This is a genomic window from Flavobacterium cutihirudinis, assembly GCF_003385895.1.
GTDB classification, from domain to species: Bacteria; Bacteroidota; Bacteroidia; order Flavobacteriales; family Flavobacteriaceae; genus Flavobacterium; species Flavobacterium cutihirudinis.
Genome location: NZ_QRDQ01000009.1, coordinates 49,903 through 70,391, shown reverse-complemented (window position 1 = coordinate 70,391; position 20,489 = coordinate 49,903). Strand labels below are relative to the sequence as shown.

Below are 20,489 nucleotides of genomic sequence, written 5' to 3'. Positions count from 1 at the left end.
TATATGCCTAGAAAAACATTTTTTTGCGTTGATGCACATACTTGCGGAAACCCTGTAAGGGTGGTTGCCGGAGGTGGCCCAAATCTGGTTGGAAACAACATGAGCGAAAAACGCCAGCACTTTTTAAAAGAATACGACTGGATTCGCAAAGGGCTAATGTTTGAACCTCGTGGTCATGATATGATGAGCGGCAGTATTTTGTATCCGCCAAGTAATCCTGAAAATGATTTTGGAATTTTGTTTATCGAAACTTCGGGTTGTCTGCCTATGTGCGGTCACGGAACTATCGGAACAATTACAATTGCGATCGAAGAAGGTTTGGTTACACCAAAAATTCCCGGAAAAATTAAAATGGAAGCACCAGCCGGACTAGTTCAGATTGAATATCAGCAAACCGGAAAAAAAGTAGATTGGGTTCGTTTGACCAACGTAAAATCATATCTGGCTGCCGAAGGTTTAACAATAGATTGTCCGGAATTAGGAGAAATTGTTTTTGATGTGGCGTATGGAGGAAATTATTATGCTATTGTAGACCCGCAAAAAAACTTTTCAGGGATTCAGGATTTTACAGCAGGAAAAATTGTGCAGTACAGTCAGGAAGTTCGCAAACGTATTAATGAGAAATATCCAAATATGTTTATTCATCCTGAAAATGATACGATTCGTGATGTGAGTCATATGTTATGGACAGGAGATCCTCTTGATCCTACTTCTTCAGGAAGAAATGCTGTGTTTTATGGCGACAAAGCGATAGATCGTTCGCCATGCGGAACAGGAACTTCAGCAAGAATTGCGCAGCTTCACGCCAAAGGAAAACTGAAAAAAGGTGAAGATTTTGTTCATGAAAGTTTTATTGGCAGTAAGTTTATTGGAAGAGTGGAAGAAGAAACTTCGATTGGCGATATAAAAGCAATTGTACCAAGTATTCAGGGCTGGGCAAAAGTTTACGGTTATAATAACATCATTATTGATGAAGATGATGATCCGTATGCGTTTGGTTTTCAGGTAATTTAAAGATGAAATAAAATATCAGAAATTCATTGGTTTTTAAGAAATTTTCTAGCCAATGAATTTTTAAATTTATAATAATAATGAAAAAAGTAAGTATAATTGGCGGAGGTATAATAGGGTTAAGTTCAGCATATTATTTGGCTAAAGAAGGTTATGAAGTAGTTGTTTTTGATAAATCAGATATGAACGACGGCTGCTCTTACGGAAATGCCGGAATGATTGTTCCTTCACACATTATTCCGTTGGCACAACCGGGCATGATCGCTCAAGGAATAAAATGGATGTTTGACAGCCAGAGTCCGTTTTATGTAAAGCCCAGATTAAATGCAGATTTAATGAAATGGGGATTGCAGTTTTACAAACATGCCAATTTAAAACATGTTGAAAAATCAATGCCGGCGCTTTGTGATTTGTCACTTTTAAGTAAAGAATTATATCAGGATTTCGCAAAACAAAGTAATTCATTTTTCTATGAAGAAAAAGGTCTTTTGATGCTTTATAAAACGGACAAAACAGGAGAAGAAATTGAGCATGAAGGAATATTGGCAGAAAAATTAGGTTTAGAAGTTGATTTTCTTTCTAAACAAGAAGTGTCGAATTTAGAAAAAGGAACAGTAACAGATGTTATTGGTGGTGTTCATTATAAAAGTGATGCGCATATTTACCCTCAGAAATTCATGCAGTTTATAAAAGATGAATTGGCGACAATGAATGTAAAAATTCATGCTAATACAACTGTAACCGATTTTGTTTTGAAGAATAATTCAGTTTCGGAAATTATTACAGACAAAGGCACTTTTACAACCGATGAATTAGTTTTAGCAACAGGATCATGGAGTCCGCACATTGCAAAGAAACTGAATGTCAATATTTCGATATTGCCAGGAAAAGGATATAGTTTTACTTTAAAAGATCAAAGTCACAAGCCTTCAATTCCGAGTATTTTATGCGAAGGAAAAGTAGCTGTAACGCCTATGAATAACGATATTCGTTTTGGCGGGACAATGGAAATTACGCATACAAATGACACTAAAATCAATCAGAACAGATTGCAGGGAATTGTAAATTCGATTAATGATTTTTATCCGGAATTAAAGATAAATATGCCAAAAGAAGAAGATACATGGTTTGGTTTTAGACCTTGTACACCTTCAGGAATGCCAATAATTACAAGAGACAAAAAACTCAAAAATTTGACTTTGGTAACAGGACACGCCATGATGGGATTAAGTCTGGCTCCGGCAACCGGAAAAATAGTTGCAGAGATTATTTCCGGCAAACCAACTTCAGTAAAAACAGAAATGTTTCAACTCTAAAGATTCAGCTTCATTTAAATTATAATGAAGCTGATTTTTTTCTGTTGAATTTCTTGCCACAAATTACTCGAATTTGCACAAATTAATTTTTCTAATAATCTGTTTAGCCTCTTTGAGGCGAAATATTTATAGAAAAATTGAATTTACAGACAAAAGCTCCATCGGAGCGACATCTATCTTATCGCTTATAAATTTAAATATATCGCTCCGATGGAGCTGTATTAAACGGTTTTAAATTTAGCTATAAATATTACGCTTCTCCGAAGCTTGTAATTAAAAAATACAAAAATGGAATATTGATTCAACTCATTAAATCTCTAAATACTGACCATATTTAGATTTATGCATTACCAAACAAAAACAAAAAACTACCAAAGAATGGAAAACCAAAACCAAGACGAATTTAAAAAAGAACTCGGGCTTCTCGACGGCACTATGCTAGTTGTGGGTTCGATGATAGGATCAGGAATATTCATTGTAAGTGCCGATATCGCCCGACAAGTGGGATCAACGGGATGGCTTATTTTAATATGGTTGCTTTCGGGAATTATAACGATGATAGCGGCAGTAAGTTATGGAGAATTAAGTGCCATGTTTCCAAATGCGGGCGGACAATATGTTTATTTAAAAGAAGCTTATAATAAACTGATTGCCTTTTTGTATGGCTGGAGCTTTTTTGCCGTTATCCAAACCGGGACTATTGCAGCGGTTGGAGTTGCATTTTCAAAATTTACAGCTTATTTAATTCCTGCCGTTAGCGATGAAAATATTCTATATGAAATAGGAAGTTTTAAACTCAATGTAGCACAGATTGTTTCTATTATAACAATCATTTTTCTCACTTATTTAAATACCCGAGGCGTAAAAAACAGCAAGATTTTACAAACGATTTTAACCATTATAAAAATTCTGTCTATTTCAGGATTAATTATTTTCGGATTCACTTTAGCGGCCAAAGCGTCTGTTTGGAATGCCAATTGGAGCGATGCCTGGGCGCCGCATGCTTTTGATAAAGAAACTGGTTCCTGGATGCCAATAGGAACTACCGCGCTAATTACAGGTATTTCTGCAGCAATGGTCGGAACTTTATTCTCCAGTGATTCCTGGACTGGAGTTACTTTTATTGCCGGAGAAATTAAAAATCCAAAACGCAATGTTGGTTTAAGCATGTTTTTAGGAACGCTTATCGTAACAATAATCTATGTACTGACCAATTTGATGTATGTTGCTGTAATTCCGTTGAGCGAAATTGCCGGAGCAAAATCAGACAGGGTAGCGGTAGTGGCTTCGCAATATATTTTTGGAGATATCGGAACACTAATTATTGCGCTTATGATTATGATCTCGACATTTGCTTGTAACAACGGATTAATCATGGCTGGTGCACGAGTTTATTACACAATGGCAAACGATGGTTTATTCTTTAAAAAAGCAGCACAACTTAACAATGCAAGCGTTCCGGCTTGGGCACTTTGGGCACAATGTATTTGGGCTTCTGTATTATGTTTTACGGGTAAATATGGCGACTTACTTGATTTTGTTATTATCATTGTTCTCATATTTTACATCCTTACGATTTACGGAATTATCCGTCTTCGCAAAAAAATCCCGGATTTAGTTCGTCCGTATAAAGCAATCGGATACCCATTTTTGCCATTGCTTTATATTCTAATAGCTTCAGCAGTTTGTGTTTCCTTATTATTTGTGAAATTTTCAACTTGCGGATGGGGCGTTTTAATTATGTTAGTCGGAATTCCCGTTTATTATTTAATAAAAGAAAAAGATTAAAATTTGTACGTAGAGACGCAATTCATTGCGTCTACAAACAGCGTCTCCACACAGATGTGTCCACCTGCAATATCTTCTAAGTAAATATAATTTAATACCTAACAGGCTATAAAAACCTGTTAGGAAACCGAATAAAAAATTTCGCAACTATCATATTAATCCTGTTGAGGTTAAGAAAAACAGACTTTATAGTCTCACTATGTATTTAGTAACTGATATTCCGCACTAATAAATTTCCATGGGTAATATAATACTAGTATCTGTTAATATTAACCCATTCTGCACAAATAATATTATATATTTTTATTGATATGAAAATTAAGGGAACAACTAGCAAAAAAATAAGTGTATTTTTAACACTTTCATGGTGTGTCATCGGTCATTCGCAAGGCACATTGAAAGAATATAAAAAGGCAAATGCCGTAGATTCTTTATTTAAAAATAAAGTCATTAACAGTCCAAAAGAATTTCATTGGGTAGGAAATGAATATGTATGGTACAGCAATAATATTTTGAAAGGAAAAGAATTTCTTTTGGTCGATGCCAAAAAGCAAAAGCAAGCTGTAGCTTTTGATCATAATCTTTTGGCGCAGTCATTATCAAAATTTTTGAAAAAAGATGTAAAGGCCAATGATCTTCCAATCGAAAATTTAGAGTTTGATAAAACCTTGTCAAACCTTGTTTTTACAACAGATACACTTAAAATTTCTTGTAATTTAAAGAGTTATGAATTAACGAAAATCAGTGGATATAAAAGTGCACCTAAAAAGAATGATTATTGGGGAGATAATTTTGATGAACTAGGCAATAAGCCAGTAGGTTCGCCAGATTCTTTATATACAGCTTACATCAAAAATTACAACTTATTTATAAAAGATAAAAAAACAAAGACTGAAACTCAGTTAAGTTATGATGGTTCAAAAGGATTTTATTATTCATCGTATATGCAATGGTCTCCAAATAGTAAGGAGATTATGGCATACAAAGTAAGACCAGGTGAAGATCATAAAATTTATTTTGTAGAGTCAAGTCCAAAAGATCAGTTTCAGCCAAAATTGCAAACGCGCGATTATTTAAAACCGGGCGATCAATTGCCATTTAAAAGTCCGCAGTTGTTTAATGTAGGTTCAAAAAAACAAATTTCGGTTCCAACAGATTTATTCCAGCAACAATATGATATTTTCGGAATGGAATGGAAAGGCGACAGCAGTGCTTTTACTTTTGAGTATAATCAGCGTGGGCATCAGGTATATCGCGTTTTAGAAGTAAATGCTGCAACCGGAAATGTCAAGGTTATTATAGAAGAAACAAGTCCGACTTTTGTAGAATACAGCGGAAAAAGATTCCGTCATGATATTAAAAAGAGCAATGAAATAATTTGGGCTTCAGAACGTGATGGCTGGAACCATTTGTATTTGTATGATGCTTCGACTGGAAAAGTAAAAAATCAAATTACAAAAGGCAATTGGCCGGTTCGAGAGGTTATTAAAGTTGATGAAGAAAGCAAACAAATCTATTTTACAGCAAGTGGTTTAGATAAAGATCAAGACCCTTATTTGTTGCAGTTTTGCCGAATTGATTTTAACGGAAAAAACTTCAAAAGATTAACCACTGAAAATGGAAATCACAAAGTAACATTTTCACCTGATTATAAATATTATGTCGATCAATATTCAAGAGTTGATTTAGCGCCAATTACGGTTTTAAAAAGCACAGATGCAGAGAAGGCAATTGTTGAAATGCAAAAAGCAGATATTTCAGAATTGCAAAAAACAGGCTGGAGAGCGCCGGAAGTTTTTACAGCAAAAGGAAGAGACGGTAAAACAGATATTTGGGGTATTATAGTGCGACCAACGACTTTCGATCCAAATCGTAAATATCCAATTATAGAATATATATACGCTGGACCTCAGGATTCATTTGTTCCTAAAAATTTCCAGCCTTATTATTGGGCAATGTCATCTTTGGCAGAATTAGGATTTATCGTAGTTCAGATTGACGGAATGGGAACCTCAAATCGTTCTAAAGCATTTCATGATATCTGTTGGAAAAACTTAAGAGACGGAGGTTTCCCAGATAGAAAACTTTGGATGAAAGCTGCCGCTGCAAAATATCCTTATATGAATATTGATAAAGTCGGTATTCACGGAACATCAGCAGGAGGTCAAAATGCCGGAGCGGCTTTGGTTTTTAATTCTGATTTTTATGATGTTGCAGTTGCATCTTGCGGATGTCATGATAACCGAATGGATAAAATGTGGTGGAACGAACAATGGATGGGATATCCGGTTGGTCCGGAATATGAAGCTTGTTCAAACACTGCAAATGCCGCTCAGTTAAACGGAAATCTGATGTTGATTTTAGGAGAATTGGATGATAATGTTGATCCCGCATCAACAATGCAGTTTGCAAATGCCTTAATAAAAGCCAATAAAAATTTCGAATTAGTAACTGTTCCCGGAATGGGACATTCTGCCGGAGGCGATTACGGTGAACGCAAAAGAAGAGACTATTTTGTACAGCATTTATTGGGAGTGATTCCACCAAGCTGGGAAGAAATTTATAAGTAAAAATATAGAAAGACAGAAAAACGAGATTTTGTAAATCAGAAGAAAAAGAATTAGTGATGAAAAAATATCAATTATTTATTTGTGTTGCACTGAGCATTTGCGCATCATTTACCACAACTTTGCGCGCGCAAAACGGCGACCAGATTTTAGACGGAATTGGAGAAACAGGATTAATCGCACGCTACGTTTTTGGTGGTGATGCAAAAGATTGGTCACGAAATAATTTGCATGGTAAAATTGAAGATACCAAAGCGAAATTCGTAAATGATGAGCTGTTTGGTAAAGTACTTTCTTTGCCGGCAGACAGTAAAGCATTTGTTTCAATTCCTGCTGATGGATTGATAGGAGAAGAATTAATAAGTATTTCGGGATGGATTTATTTAAGATCGGCACAAAAAGGACAGCGTTTCTTTGATTTCGGAAAAAACACCAATTCGCATTTGTTTTTTGCTCCGACAGGAACAGAAAAAGAAGACGGAACTTTGACCGAAGTTATCACAGAAAACGGTGGAAAATACAAAACGAAATCAGCAGCTCTGGAAATTGGAAAATGGCATCATATAGTGGTGGTTATTAATATTCCAGCAAAATTAATCAGCACTTATGAAAATGGTTCACTGGTGAGCGAAACCAAGAATGCGGAACTGAATTTGTCAAAATTATTTGATTACAACAAAGCGGACAAAAACAAACTTTATATAGGAAAATCGCTGGCTGATGAAAATATTTATTTAAATGCAAAATTGCATGATTTTAGAATTTACAGAGTTCCTTTGACAGACAAGCAGGTTGCAAGAATTTTTAATAATGCCTTTAAAGAAAATGAAGAAGGAGAAGATTCTGGTGAAGAACAAAAAGCAGATTTGCCAAAGTTTGCCGCTACAACACCGCAGCTTTATAATCAATTTTTAGAAAGTGTTGCAGATGTAAATGTGCAAACCGTTGTTGGAACACTTCCAAGACTACCAAGTTATGTAAAAGGCGTTTATAAAAATGGAGTTCAGGGTCCTGAAGTTCGTGTAATTTGGCCTGCGCCGAAGGACAACAGTCAGGTTTTAAAAAGCGGACAATTTACCATTACCGGAAGTGTTTCGGGAACCGATTTAAAACCAAAAGCAATTGTAAATGTAAAGGAAGGAAAAGAAGCTGTTCCGGAACGTAAACTGGAAGCTTTTAAATTAGAGCAAGTTTTACTAAATACAGATGCTGATGGAAATCAAACCAAATTTATCGAGAATCGCGATAAATTCCTGACCACATTGGCGACTACAGATCCGGATTCTTTCCTGTATATGTTTAGAAATGCATTCGGGCAAGAACAGCCAAAAGAAGCCGAACCGCTTGGTGTTTGGGATTCTCAGGAAACAAAACTTCGTGGTCACGCGACAGGACATTATCTAACCGCAATCGCTCAGGCGTATGCAAGTACGGGTTATGATAAAACACTTCAGGCAAATTTTGCTAATAAAATGGATAATATGGTAAATACTTTGTACCAATTATCTCAGCTTTCGGGCAAACCAAAAACAGCAGGAGGAAAATTTGTGTCAGATCCGACTGCTGTTCCATTTGGTCCCGGAAAAACAGCTTATGATTCCGATTTGAGTCCGGAAGGAATCCGTACGGATTATGAGAATTGGGGAACCGGATTTATCAGCGCTTATCCGCCGGATCAATTTATTATGTTAGAAAACGGTGCAACTTACGGAGGGCAAAAAACTCAAATTTGGGCGCCTTATTATACGTTGCATAAAATTCTTGCCGGATTAATGGATGTTTATGAAGTAAGCGGTAATGAAAAAGCACTTGCTACAGCAAAAGGTATGGGCGACTGGGTTTATGCCCGCATGAAAAAACTTCCGACAGAAACGCTAATCAGTATGTGGAACAGATATATCGCCGGAGAATTTGGTGGAATGAATGAAGCTATGGCGAGATTGTACAGAATTACAAAAGATCCTCATTACTTAGAAGTTGCAAAATTATTTGACAATATTAAAGTATTTTATGGAGATGCAAATCATTCACACGGATTGGCAAAAAATGTAGATACTTTCAGAGGGTTGCATGCCAATCAGCATATTCCGCAAATTATGGGAGCGCTTGAAATGTATCGTGATTCTAATACTGCAGATTATTATCATGTAGCTGATAATTTTTGGAACAAAACCGTAAACGATTATATGTATAGCATTGGAGGAGTTGCGGGGGCAAGAAATCCAGCAAATGCAGAATGTTTTATCAGTCAGCCGGCAACAATTTATGAAAACGGATTTTCATCTGGAGGTCAAAATGAAACTTGTGCATCTTATAACATGCTTAAATTAACTGGAGATTTATTTTTATACGATCAACGCGGTGAGTTAATGGATTACTATGAGCGTGGACTTTATAATCATATTTTATCTTCGGTAGCCGAAAATAGTCCGGCAAATACGTATCACGTTCCATTAAGACCAGGTTCTGTTAAACAATTTGGTAATGCGCATATGACAGGATTTACTTGCTGCAACGGAACGGCAATAGAAAGTAATACCAAATTTCAGAATTCAATCTATTTTAAAAGTGCCGACAATAATGCGTTGTATGTAAATCTTTATGTGCCGTCAACTTTAAATTGGACAGAAAAAAATGTAACTATCACACAGACTACAGATTTTCCTAAACAAGATTTTACCAAATTGACTATTAAAGGAAACGGGAAATTTGATGTAAAAGTTCGTGTGCCACATTGGGCAACAAAAGGCTTTTTTGTAAAAATAAATGGTAAAGAAGAAAAAGTAAAAGCAACACCTGGAACCTACTTGACTCTAAACAAAAAATGGAAAGATGGTGATGTTGTGGAGTTGAGAATGCCGTTTGAATTTCATTTGGAACCTGTGATGGATCAACAAAATATTGCAAGCTTATTTTACGGACCAATATTATTGGCAGCGCAGGAAACAGAACCAAGAAAAGATTGGCGTAAAGTAACACTTGATGTTAAAGATCTTGGGAAATCAATTCAGGGAGATCCTAAAAAATTAGAGTTTACAATTGATGGAGTTTCGTATAAACCGTTTTATGATACTTACGGACGTCATTCTGTTTATCTGGATGTTAGTTTAAAATAATAAATAGAAAAACTACTTGGTTTAATTAATAAAAAACAATTTAACACATAGAAACATAGATTTTTAAATGTGCAAAAGAATAAAAAAAAGAAACTAGTTTCTTAACACATAACTATGTTTTTTAATGCAAGTGAAACGCCTTTTCTAAGCTTAGAAAGCTATGATTCTATATGTTAAAAATGATTATACCCAACGGATTAGATATAAAAATTAAAATTTATTTTAAAAAGACTGCCCCTAATTGCGCGAATTTTCTAGAATTGAATTAGTGTAAATTCGTGTAATTAGTGGCTTAATAGAATTTACAAATACCGAAAAACACCAAACCAAAAGCATGAAAAAAACAATTCTAAGCCTAATTTTATTTCTATTTATGATAACATCTTCATTTTCGAGTGAATTGATAGATGTTGTGAATACTTTTCAGGCGGATAAATCGGCATTGCAAAATTTTTATTCCAACCATGAATCAGAAGAATATTATTTGAGGCTTTCGAAATTTTATTCGGATTGGAACAAAACGGTAAAAGATATTGATTTTGAAAAATTATCTAAAGACGGAAAAGTAGATTATCTATTGTTGAAAAATCTGATTAGTAAGGAAGATTATTTTTTGCAGATAGATTATAAAGCTTATAAAGAAATAGCTTCTGTTTTGGATTTTTCATCTGAAATAAATGTTTTTATTGAGCAACGAAGAAGAGGAAAACGTCCAGTTTCCAATCAATTGGCAAAGACTTTTGATTTGGCTGGATCGGCGATTGATAAAAAAACAGAACTCTTAAAAACGAAACCTTTCAAAGACTGGTTTGCTGCAGATAAAGCTTCAAAATCTGTAGCTTCTTTTGCGCGATCACTAAAAGAGGCATATGAGTTTTATTACAGCTACGATCCTGATTTTACCTGGTGGATGGAAAAACCATATAAAAAGCTTTCCGAAAAACTTAAAACTTATGAAGATTTCTTAAAAACAAATTATGCTCAGACTAGTGTTAAAGATGACGGAAGCGGTATCATCGGAAAACCAATTGGAAGAGATGCCGTAGTTAAAAGTTTATCCTACGAATATATTCCCTACTCACCGGAAGAATTAATTGCCGCTGCGCAAAGTCAGTTTGAATGGTGCAAAAAAGAAATGATCAAAGCTTCTGCTGAATTAGGTTATGGAAATGATTGGAAAAAAGCCTTAGAACATGTAAAAGACACTTACGTACCTGCAGGCGAACAGCCACAGGCGATTACGAATTTATACAATCAATCGGTAAAATTTATTGAAGACAGGGATTTAATCACGCTTCCGGATTTGACAAAAGAAACGTGGCAAATGATCATGATGACACCGGAACGCCAAAAAATAAATCCGTTTTTTACAGGAGGCTGGGAAATCAGTATTTCATATCCTACTCAGGATATGGATCAAAAAGATAAACTGATGAGTATGCGTGGGAACAATCCAAATTTCTCTTTTGCAACTGTACAACACGAATTATTGCCGGGACATAATTTGCAGTTTTTCATGAACAGCCGTTACAAATCGTATCGTCAGCCTTTTGATACTCCTTTTTGGATGGAAGGTTGGGCTTTGTATTGGGAAATCATACTTTGGAACAAACAATTTCCGCAAACTCCGGAACAAAAATTAGGAATGTTATTCTGGAGAATTCATCGTTGCGCCCGAATTATTTTTTCTTTAAAATACCATTTAGGAGAATTGACACCACAGCAATGCATTGATTTATTAGTAAATGAAGTTGGACACGAAAGGGCTAACGCTGAAGCGGAAGTAAGACGTTCGTTTGCCAGCGGAGACGCACCTCTTTATCAAGTTGCATATATGACAGGAGGTTTGCAATTTTTTGCTTTAAGAAACGAATTATTAGCAAAAGGATGGACAGAAAAACAGTTTCATGACCGTGTTTTAAAAGAAAATATGGTTCCGGTAGAAATGCTGCGAATACTATTAGAAGATTTACCAGTTTCTGAGGATTACAAAACGAAGTGGAAGTTCTCAACTGATTTTAAATAATTAAAATAAAAGCTGAACCCGTTGGGTGAAATTAATTTAAACACATAGAAGCATAGATTTGGAATGATTAAAAAGGCGTTTCACTTGTTTCAAATACACATAGTTAGCTATGTGTTAGAAACTAGTTTCTTTTTAGTTTCTTTTCTTGAAATAAGATCTATGTTTCTATGTGTTGAATAAAAAAAAATGAAGTATACCAACGGTTTAAAAGCTGAATCGAAATAAAACAAATTGCCCAAAAACAATAAAAATTATGAAGAATATTAAACTACTTGCTTTGGTATTTTGTTGCGCAATGGCTTCAAATAACTTGCAGTCACAGGAATATTGGGATAAGATTAAAGCAAAAAAATCAACGCTCGAAGTAGAAAAAGGAGTTACGGTTTTGAATACAAAATCGTTTGAACTTAAATTATTGAAATCTTCTCAAACTGTTGCAGCGTTGTCTCCTCTTTCAGATAAGACTTTCGATTTTACGCCGGGTGAACGACTTTCAATTCGTGATAAGGATGGTTTATATCAATTAGGAGATATAAATCTTCGAATCAAAGCGGCTGACGGAAGCTGGAAAAGCTATTCAACTGCTACAAAAAGAGCTACCGTTACAGCTTTAGATGTTTCCGGAAATACTTTGGCAGCAGCCGATCTTTCAAATACTTTACCTGCCGATATTCCGGTAACGATAAAACGTTTTTACGAACAGAAAGATGGTAATTTAATTCTTCGTTTTGAAATTACGAACAAATCAAATGCCGTTCAGGAAATCGGTGCGTTAGGCGTTCCTATGGTTTTTAATAATATTCTGGAAGGAAAAACATTAGACGAAACGCATCTTCACAACGTATTTTTCGATCCTTATATTGGTAAAGATGCGGGTTATCTTGAAGTAAAAAGATTAAGCGGTCACGGTCCGGCATTGCTATTACTGCCCGAAACGAATATGCCATTTGAAGCTTACAGACCATTATTGGACGATGAAACACCTAGAAGTATTGTTTTTGAAGGTTTCCATGAGTGGATGCCATTTAGTAAAGCTTATGCAGAACAGGAATGGAAATCGGCAGAACAATGGAATACACCAACTTCATTGACTTTAAAATCAGGCGAGACTAAAAGTTTTGCTTTGAAGTTTGTTTTGGTTGATCAAATTGAAAACATACAATCTTCTTTAATCAAAAATGAACGTCCAGTTGCCGTTGGAGTTCCTGGATATGTTTTGCCTTTGGATGTAAACGGACAGCTTTTTTTGAAGTATAAGAAAGCCGTAAAATCACTTAAAATTGAACCGGAAGACGCTTTGACAGTTGAAGAAAAATCAAAAAACAAAAACGGTTATTTTCAATATGTTGTACACGGAAAAAAATGGGGAAGAGCAAGATTGACAGTTACCTACGAGGATGGATTAGAGCAAACCATTAATTATAAAGTCATAAAATCAGAAACCAATACAGTAAATGATTTTGGACATTTTTCGACAACGGCACAATGGTTCGATAAAAAAGATGATCCTTTTCATAGAAACCCTTCTGTGATTTCGTACGATTATGAAACTAAAAAACAAGTAAGTCAAGACAGTCGTGTCTGGATTGCCGGTTTAAGTGACGAAGGTGGAGCAGGAGGCTGGCTGGGTGCGATAATGAAAGAATTAATTGCTCCTAAAAAAGAAGAGATCGAAAAGTTGGAGAAGTTTATAGATAATACACTTTGGGGCGGTATTCAGTACAACACTGCCGATACATTAAAGTATGGCGTTAAAAAAAGTGTTTTTTATTACGAACCTACAAAAATGCCCGAAGGAACGTACAGCAAAGATATTAATTATAAAACCTGGGCTGCATGGGACAAAAAAGGTGCTGATGATCCTGGAAGATCTTATAATTATCCGCACGTTGCGGCTGCCCACTGGACAATGTATCGTTTAGCAAGATACCATGATGGTTTGGTAACCAATCATAGTTGGGATTGGTATTTGAAAAATGCATACGAAACCAGTATTGCCATGACAAGAGTTGCACCTTATTATGCACAATTCGGACAAATGGAAGGAACGGTATTTTTATTGATTTTGAAAGATTTAAAAACCGAAGGTTATACCGAAATGGCAAATAATCTGGAGGCGAAAATGAAAGAAAGAGCTGACCATTGGAAATCGCTTAATTATCCTTTCGGAAGTGAAATGCCTTGGGATTCTACTGGTCAGGAAGAAGTATACATGTGGTCGGATTATTTTGGATATAATGATAAAGCAAAAGTTACGCTTGATGCAATTTTGGCTTATATGCCAACAATGCCTCACTGGGCTTATAATGGTAATGCACGCAGATATTGGGATTTCTTATACGGAGGAAAATTATCGAGAGTAGAACGTCAAATTCATCATTACGGTTCTGCGTTGAATGCTATTCCGGTTTTGGAACAATTCAAAAAAACACCTGAAGATTTTCATTTGCTAAAAGTGGGTTATGGCGGATTATTAGGCGGAATTTCTAATATCACTGAAGATGGTTTTGGTCCTTCTGCTTTCCACTCTTATCCAGAAACTTTAAGAATTGATTATTTATCGGGAGATTACGGATCCGGATTCTTTGGTTACGCTGTAAACACAGCTACTTTTATTACAAATGAAAAAGAATATGGCTGGCTGGCTTTTGGAGGTAATGTAAATGAGAAAGGGGATGAAATTGAAGTAGAAATTACAACGGCCGCTAAATCTAAAGTATTTGTTGCTCCGAAAAAATTATGGCTAACATTAGACGCGGGAACTTTTAACAAAGTAACTTATAATACTAAAACGGGAGCAGTTACAATTACGTTAGATCCTAAAACAACTTATACGCCAAATGCTTATTTAAGAGTAGATCAGGATGTGAAATTGTCTTATGAAAAAGTAAGAGGTGCCTACAAAATTGCTTTGAAAAATAAAGCGATTCAAATTAAATTGTAATGAATCAGAAATCAAAAATACCCTTCTTGAAAAAAGTACTATTTGTTTTATTTGGACTACTCGTTGGTTTAAATTCAGTTGCTCAAAAGTTCGATAAGTATTTTCCCAAAAAAGATCTGACTACAGTAGGAGTTTATTATTATCCGGAACACTGGGATGAAAGTCAATGGGATCGTGACCTGAAAAAAATTGCCGAAATGGGTTTTGAGTTTACTCATTTTGGCGAATTTGCCTGGGCACAATTAGAACCTCAAGAAGGAGTTTATGATTTTAAATGGCTTGATAAAGCAGTAGAAATTGCTGCAAAATATAAGTTAAAAATTGTAATGTGTACCTCTACGGCGACACCTCCGGTATGGTTGGTTCGCAAGCATCCGGATATTCTCGCTACGTATGAGGATGGTACAAAAACAGATCACGGTTCGAGACAGCATGCTTCATTTTCTAGTAATTATTATAGAAGTTATTCGCTGAAAATGATCGAACAGCTGGCGAAAAGATACGGCAATAATAAAAACATTATTGGATGGCAGGTTGATAACGAACCTTCAAGATTTCTTGATTATGGTTCAGATGCGCAGCAACGTTATAGAGATTGGCTGAAAGAAAAGTATCAGAATATTGACGCTCTAAATACATCTTGGGGAAATAGTTTTTGGAGCGGAACCTATTCTGACTTTAGTCAAATTAATATCCCTTTACATAAGGAATGGGGAATGAACTTGCACTCTCAATTAGATCATTATCGATTTGCTGATCAGGAAACGGCAACCTTTTTGGATTCGCAAGCTGTGACGATAAGAAAATATGTTAGCAAAGACCAATGGATTACGTCTAATTACAGATCCAATTATGACGAAAGTTTTGTTGGAATGAGCAAGGAATTAGACTTTGACTGCTACACTCGTTATTTGGTTTACGGAGGAAGTCTCGGAATTGGTTCAAAAGGATATCGCTTAGGAGATTATGCCGCTATCGGAATGTCAAATGATTTTTTCCGTCCTTTAAAAGGGATGTATGGCTGTATGGAATTGCAACCCGGACAAGTAAACTGGGGAAGTATCAATCCGCAACCATTGCCGGGTAGTGTACGAATGTGGCTTTGGCATGTTTTTGCTGGTGGAAGTAAATTTGCTTGCACATATCGTTTTCGTGCTCCATTGTATGGTTATGAGCAATTTCACTACGGAATTGTTGGTACAGACGGTGTAACGCCAACGCCAGGCGGTACAGAATTTCATCAGTTTATAAAAGAAATTGATACACTTCGAAAAAAGTACGATGCTAAAGCAAAATTGCCAGATTATTACTTAAAACGTAAAACTGGAATTCTGTTTAATGGTGATAATGTTATGGGCATCGAACTAAATAAACAAACCAAAGAGTGGAACACAATCGGACATTTCCTGAAATATTATAAAGCCGCAAAATCAATAGGCGCGCCTGTAGATTTTGTTAGAGATACAACAGATTTTTCAAAATATCCTTTCCTGATAGTGCCAGCCTATCAAATGATAGATCAGAAAATGATCGATAAATTGACTTTATATGCCAAAAGCGGTGGAAATTTAATTTTGAGCTGTCGATCTGGAATTCAAAATCGTCAAGGTCATCTTTGGGAAGCTAAATTTTATGAACCGATGTGGAGTTTAATTGGTTCTAAAGTGGATTCGTACGATCTTTTAATGCCACAATCTCCAGGGATTATAAAATTTGATAATCAGGAATTTGGATGGACAAGCTGGGGCGACTTATTAAAACCTGAAAAAGAAACGGAAATCTGGGCAACGCACGAAGGTGATTTTTATTCCGGAACAGCTGCAATTACTTCGCGCAAGTTGGGCAAAGGAACAGTTACTTACATTGGTTTAGATTCGAAAAATGGAGATTTAGAAAAGCAAGTGATCAGGAAATTATATCAAAAGCAAAATGTTTCTATAGAAAATTATCCTGAAGGAATTATGGTCGATTATCGTGATGGATTTGGAATTGCGGTCAATTATTCAGATAAAGTTTTCAACATCAATTTGCCACAAACCGCAAAGGTTATCATCGGAACAAAAGCCATAAAAACGGCTGATGTAGTGGTGTGGAAATATTAAGAATAATCTCTTAGATGATTTTTTAAACACATAGAAACATAGGTTGTAAATTCTAAAAAAGAGTAGAAAGAAAAACAAGTTTTCACACATAGCTATGTGAATTGATGCAAGTGAAACACCTTTTAACACAAAGAAAAACTATGTTTCTATGTGTTAAAATAATATAGTTTAAGAGTTACAGAAAAATGAAATTATTTTACAGTCTTATTATACTAGCTTTTACGGGAACAATTTTTGCTCAAAAAGGAATTGAGGTAAATATTCCCGAAGCAAAAAATCCAATTTTGCCGGGCTGGTTTGCTGATCCTACTATCAAAAAGTTTGGAGACATTTATTATATCTATGCAACTACAGATAACGAAATGCTGGCTTCCGGCGCACCGACAGTTTGGTACAGTAAAGACTTTAAAAACTGGTACAATTACATCATGGAAATTCCGTCTTTTTCGGCAAAATCAATTACCAATTTTTGGGCTCCAGATATTGTTGAAGGTGATGACGGTAAATATTACTTGTATTTTGGAAACTGCGAAATAGGCTGTAATATATATGGTTACGTTTCAGATACTCCTGTTGGACCATGGAAAAAACTAAGCGAGAATGATGTTCCGGTCATTTCAAACGGATATCCAAGGGAAAATTTTCCTTCACTTGATGCACAATTTTTTAAAGATACTGATGGCAAAATATATGGATATTGGGGAACCTGGGTACATTATAATGGAGGTTACGCGGTAGGAGAATTAAAGAAAAATTTGAGCGAAATGGTTAATTCGAAGAATATTCCATTAGAGCAAACTCCGGAACCGTTTGAAGCAGCTTATATGATGAAAAAAGGGTCTAAATATATTTTAATGTATTCCGGAGCATCTTGTCATGATGAAACATATAATGTGCGTTATTCCTATTCGGATTCGCCTTATGGACCTTTTACACCCGGAAAAAATAATCCGATTTTGAGTACCAACGAAGATCAGACGGTTCATGGCCCCGGTCATCATTCTGTTTTACATGATAAAGATGATTATTACATTGTTTATCACAAACACGATTATCCAATGACAAGAGGCGGAATGGCTCGACAAGTTTGCGTTGATAGAATGATTTTTGAGAACGACTCGACAATCGCAAAAGTGGTACCTTCAAGCAAAGGAATTGACGATTTGGTTAAATCGAATGTGCCAGATGATATTGCATTTGGAGCTAAAATAAAAGCATCTTCATTTTATCATTTAAAATCTACGCAATATGATTATGAATACAAACCTTCATTTGCAACTGACGATAATAATGCCACAATGTGGAAAGCAGCTGACAATACTACTCCTCAAAATCTAATTATTGATTTAGGTTCTCAAAAAACGATTAAAAGAATAATGACGCAATTTGAATTTGCGAGTTATTATTATCAATATAAATTGGAGTATTCTGATGATGGAAAAAAATGGAATCTGTTCGCAGATAAATCAAAAAATAGAACAGCAGGAAGTCCAATGATTGATGACAATGATGTAAGAGCGCAATACATTAAACTTACTGTTTTTGGTACTGAAAAAATGGGTCTTTATCCAGCCGTTTGGAATATTAAAGTGTATAGTTCTCTATTTGATCTTCCGTTGCCATTGCAGAATGCAGCATCGAAAAATCTTCCGGCTGTAAAAAGTACTAAGAAATTATTGGTAGATTTTGATGCCAATAAAATTCAGGGAAATGCAATAAATAAGATTTCTAACAAAGGTTCACTTGCCGGGATTTTTACCAAAAGTGGCGACGTAACGTTAGAAAAAGTCGATGGAATAAAAGCTTTTAATTTCAAAAACGGCGCTTTTACTTTAGATAAAGCAGTGCCAAAAACTTTGGCTTGGAATGGTTCATACACTGTAGCGACCTGGGTTAAAAATCCTGGAATTCCAAAAGAAGGAGAAATCTTGGTTTCATGGTGTGACAGAAATGAATTTGGTCTGGCAAATTCCTATAATGCTTTGGCTTACAATAGCGGAAATTATGGTGCAGGAGTTCATTTAGATGGTCATTTTGATATGAAATATACTAAAGTCCCAGAAGCAGACAAATGGCACTTTATCGTTTTGACTTTTGATGGTGTTGTGGAAAAAGTATATGTAGACGGCGTTTTGGATAATTCGCAAAATATGTTGCTTTCATCGGCTATTGACAAAGCCAAGATTATAATTGGCGCATCAGATATTGGAGAGAATTTCTCGGGATTTATTGCTTCATTACGCTTGTATGATTATGCACTTAAAGAACAGGAAATAGTTAAACTGATGAATGAGTCAAAGCCAAAATAAGAATAAATACTAATTTAGGCTTTTCAATAATAAAATATATAAAAATGACAAAAGGTATAGGTGGCTCAAATGCTATAGCTGAATTAGAAAAAATAGAAAACAGAACTCAAGGTGTTCAGGCTATTCCATTAGAAGAATATCAGGAACGTATTAAAAAGGCAGTTGAGTTGATGAAAACGCTTTCTGTAAAAGCACTTTATCTTAATGCTGGAACAAATCTGTATTATTTTACTGGAACACTTTGGAGTGCTTCAGAAAGAATGGTAGGAGGTATTTTGTTTGATGACGGTTCTTTAGAATATATCGCTCCAAAATTTGAAGAAGGTACTTTCAAAAAATATATGAAAGTGCAATCGACTATTAATAGTTGGGAAGAACATGAATCTCCATATGTTTTGTTTGGAAAATTATTAGAAGCTAAAAATGTTTCCGGCCAAATTGCTATTGATGAATCGGCGGCTTATTTTTTAGTTGACGGAATTGCAAAAGCAAATAGTTCGTATGATTTTATAACGGCGCAGCAAATTACTTCGGCATGCAGAATGCAGAAATCTAAAAATGAAATTGCCATAATTCAAAGAGCAAAAGATATTACAATGGAGGTGCAAAGAGCCGCTGCAAGAATATTGAAACCTGGAATTACAGTTAGCGAAGTGACTGACTTTATTAATAAAGCGCATATAAAAGCTGGAATTTCTTCTGGTTCTTATTTCTGTATTGTTTTGTTTGCCGATGATACACAATATCCTCACGGTGTTTCTGTTCCTCAGCCTTTAAAAGAAAATGATGCTGTAATTGTTGATACTGGCTGCAGACTTGAAGGATATCTTTCTGATATTACAAGATCGTATGCTTTTGGCGAACCTTCAGAAGAATATAAAACCATTTGGAATTTAGAACAGAAAACTCAGTTTGCCGCTTTTGAAGCCGCACAAATTGGCGCGTCATGCGGATCTGTAGATGATGCAGCGAGAAAAACATTATCAGAAGCGGGATTAAGCCCGGATTATGATTTACCGGGATTGCCTCACAGAGTAGGGCATGGAACCGGACTTGATATTCACGAATATCCGTATTTAGTCCGCGGAAGCGAAATAAAACTACAGGAAGGTATGGTCGTAAGTAATGAACCAATGATTTGTGTTCCTGGAAAATTCGGAATCAGACATGAAGATCATTTTTATATGACTGAAAATGGTCCAAAATGGTTTACTACACCAATGCACAGTGTCGATAATCCTTTTGGATATTAATACGAATCAAGAGTTGAAATAAAACATCATTTAGTAATCAATTAGACCTAACAGGTT

General features: G+C 35.4%; 10 protein-coding genes. All 10 read left to right on the top strand.

Annotation, left to right across the window (positions count from 1 at the left end):
- Positions 1-3 precede the first annotated feature (3 nt).
- The 10 genes from BD847_RS11375 to BD847_RS11330 all read left to right on the top strand — a co-directional run bounded on the left by BD847_RS11375 (position 4) and on the right by BD847_RS11330 (position 20,432).
- Positions 4-1,014: a 4-hydroxyproline epimerase gene (locus BD847_RS11375; RefSeq protein ID WP_115888405.1), complete on the top strand. Its 1,011-nt coding sequence runs from the start codon at positions 4-6 to the stop codon at positions 1,012-1,014.
- 77 nt (positions 1,015-1,091) lie between these two features.
- Positions 1,092-2,327 carry an NAD(P)/FAD-dependent oxidoreductase gene (locus BD847_RS11370; protein ID WP_115888404.1) on the top strand — a complete coding sequence of 412 codons (1,236 nt, stop codon included), beginning with the start codon at positions 1,092-1,094 and terminating at the stop codon, positions 2,325-2,327.
- Between the two features lie 378 nt (positions 2,328-2,705).
- Positions 2,706-4,115 (top strand): APC family permease, encoded by a 1,410-nt coding sequence (locus BD847_RS11365; protein WP_115888403.1) that lies wholly within the window; start codon positions 2,706-2,708, stop codon positions 4,113-4,115.
- 311 nt (positions 4,116-4,426) lie between these two features.
- A complete protein-coding gene (locus tag BD847_RS11360) occupies positions 4,427-6,685 on the top strand; it encodes a S9 family peptidase (RefSeq protein WP_115888402.1) in 2,259 nt (752 codons plus the stop codon).
- A gap of 56 nt (positions 6,686-6,741) precedes the next feature.
- A complete protein-coding gene (locus BD847_RS11355) occupies positions 6,742-9,798 on the top strand; it encodes a beta-L-arabinofuranosidase domain-containing protein (RefSeq protein ID WP_115888401.1) in 3,057 nt (1,018 codons plus the stop codon).
- Positions 9,799-10,132: 334 nt separating this feature from the next.
- On the top strand, positions 10,133-11,824 hold the full coding sequence (locus BD847_RS11350) for a DUF885 family protein (RefSeq protein ID WP_115888400.1): 1,692 nt from the start codon (positions 10,133-10,135) through the stop codon (positions 11,822-11,824).
- 253 nt (positions 11,825-12,077) lie between these two features.
- Positions 12,078-14,768, top strand: a complete 2,691-nt coding sequence (locus tag BD847_RS11345; RefSeq protein WP_115888399.1) for a DUF5695 domain-containing protein — start codon at positions 12,078-12,080, stop codon at positions 14,766-14,768.
- A gap of 26 nt (positions 14,769-14,794) precedes the next feature.
- Positions 14,795-16,870, top strand: a complete 2,076-nt coding sequence (locus tag BD847_RS11340) for a beta-galactosidase (RefSeq protein ID WP_244201590.1) — start codon at positions 14,795-14,797, stop codon at positions 16,868-16,870.
- 185 nt (positions 16,871-17,055) lie between these two features.
- Positions 17,056-19,179, top strand: coding sequence for a family 43 glycosylhydrolase (locus BD847_RS11335; protein WP_115888397.1), 2,124 nt, complete (start codon positions 17,056-17,058; stop codon positions 19,177-19,179).
- Between the two features lie 44 nt (positions 19,180-19,223).
- Positions 19,224-20,432 (top strand): M24 family metallopeptidase, encoded by a 1,209-nt coding sequence (locus BD847_RS11330; protein ID WP_115888396.1) that lies wholly within the window; start codon positions 19,224-19,226, stop codon positions 20,430-20,432.
- Positions 20,433-20,489 lie beyond the last annotated feature (57 nt).

Bases quoted from the DNA above. Each gene is read 5' to 3' on its own strand.
- BD847_RS11345 (WP_115888399.1), top strand. From the start codon at position 12,078: ATGAAGAATATTAAACTACTTGCTTTGGTATTTTGTTGCGCAATGGCT.
- BD847_RS11375 (WP_115888405.1), top strand. From the start codon at position 4: ATGCCTAGAAAAACATTTTTTTGCGTTGATGCACATACTTGCGGAAAC.
- BD847_RS11335 (WP_115888397.1), top strand. From the start codon at position 17,056: ATGAAATTATTTTACAGTCTTATTATACTAGCTTTTACGGGAACAATT.
- BD847_RS11355 (WP_115888401.1), top strand. From the start codon at position 6,742: ATGAAAAAATATCAATTATTTATTTGTGTTGCACTGAGCATTTGCGCA.
- BD847_RS11330 (WP_115888396.1), top strand. From the start codon at position 19,224: ATGACAAAAGGTATAGGTGGCTCAAATGCTATAGCTGAATTAGAAAAA.
- BD847_RS11370 (WP_115888404.1), top strand. From the start codon at position 1,092: ATGAAAAAAGTAAGTATAATTGGCGGAGGTATAATAGGGTTAAGTTCA.
- BD847_RS11365 (WP_115888403.1), top strand. From the start codon at position 2,706: ATGGAAAACCAAAACCAAGACGAATTTAAAAAAGAACTCGGGCTTCTC.
- BD847_RS11360 (WP_115888402.1), top strand. From the start codon at position 4,427: ATGAAAATTAAGGGAACAACTAGCAAAAAAATAAGTGTATTTTTAACA.
- BD847_RS11350 (WP_115888400.1), top strand. From the start codon at position 10,133: ATGAAAAAAACAATTCTAAGCCTAATTTTATTTCTATTTATGATAACA.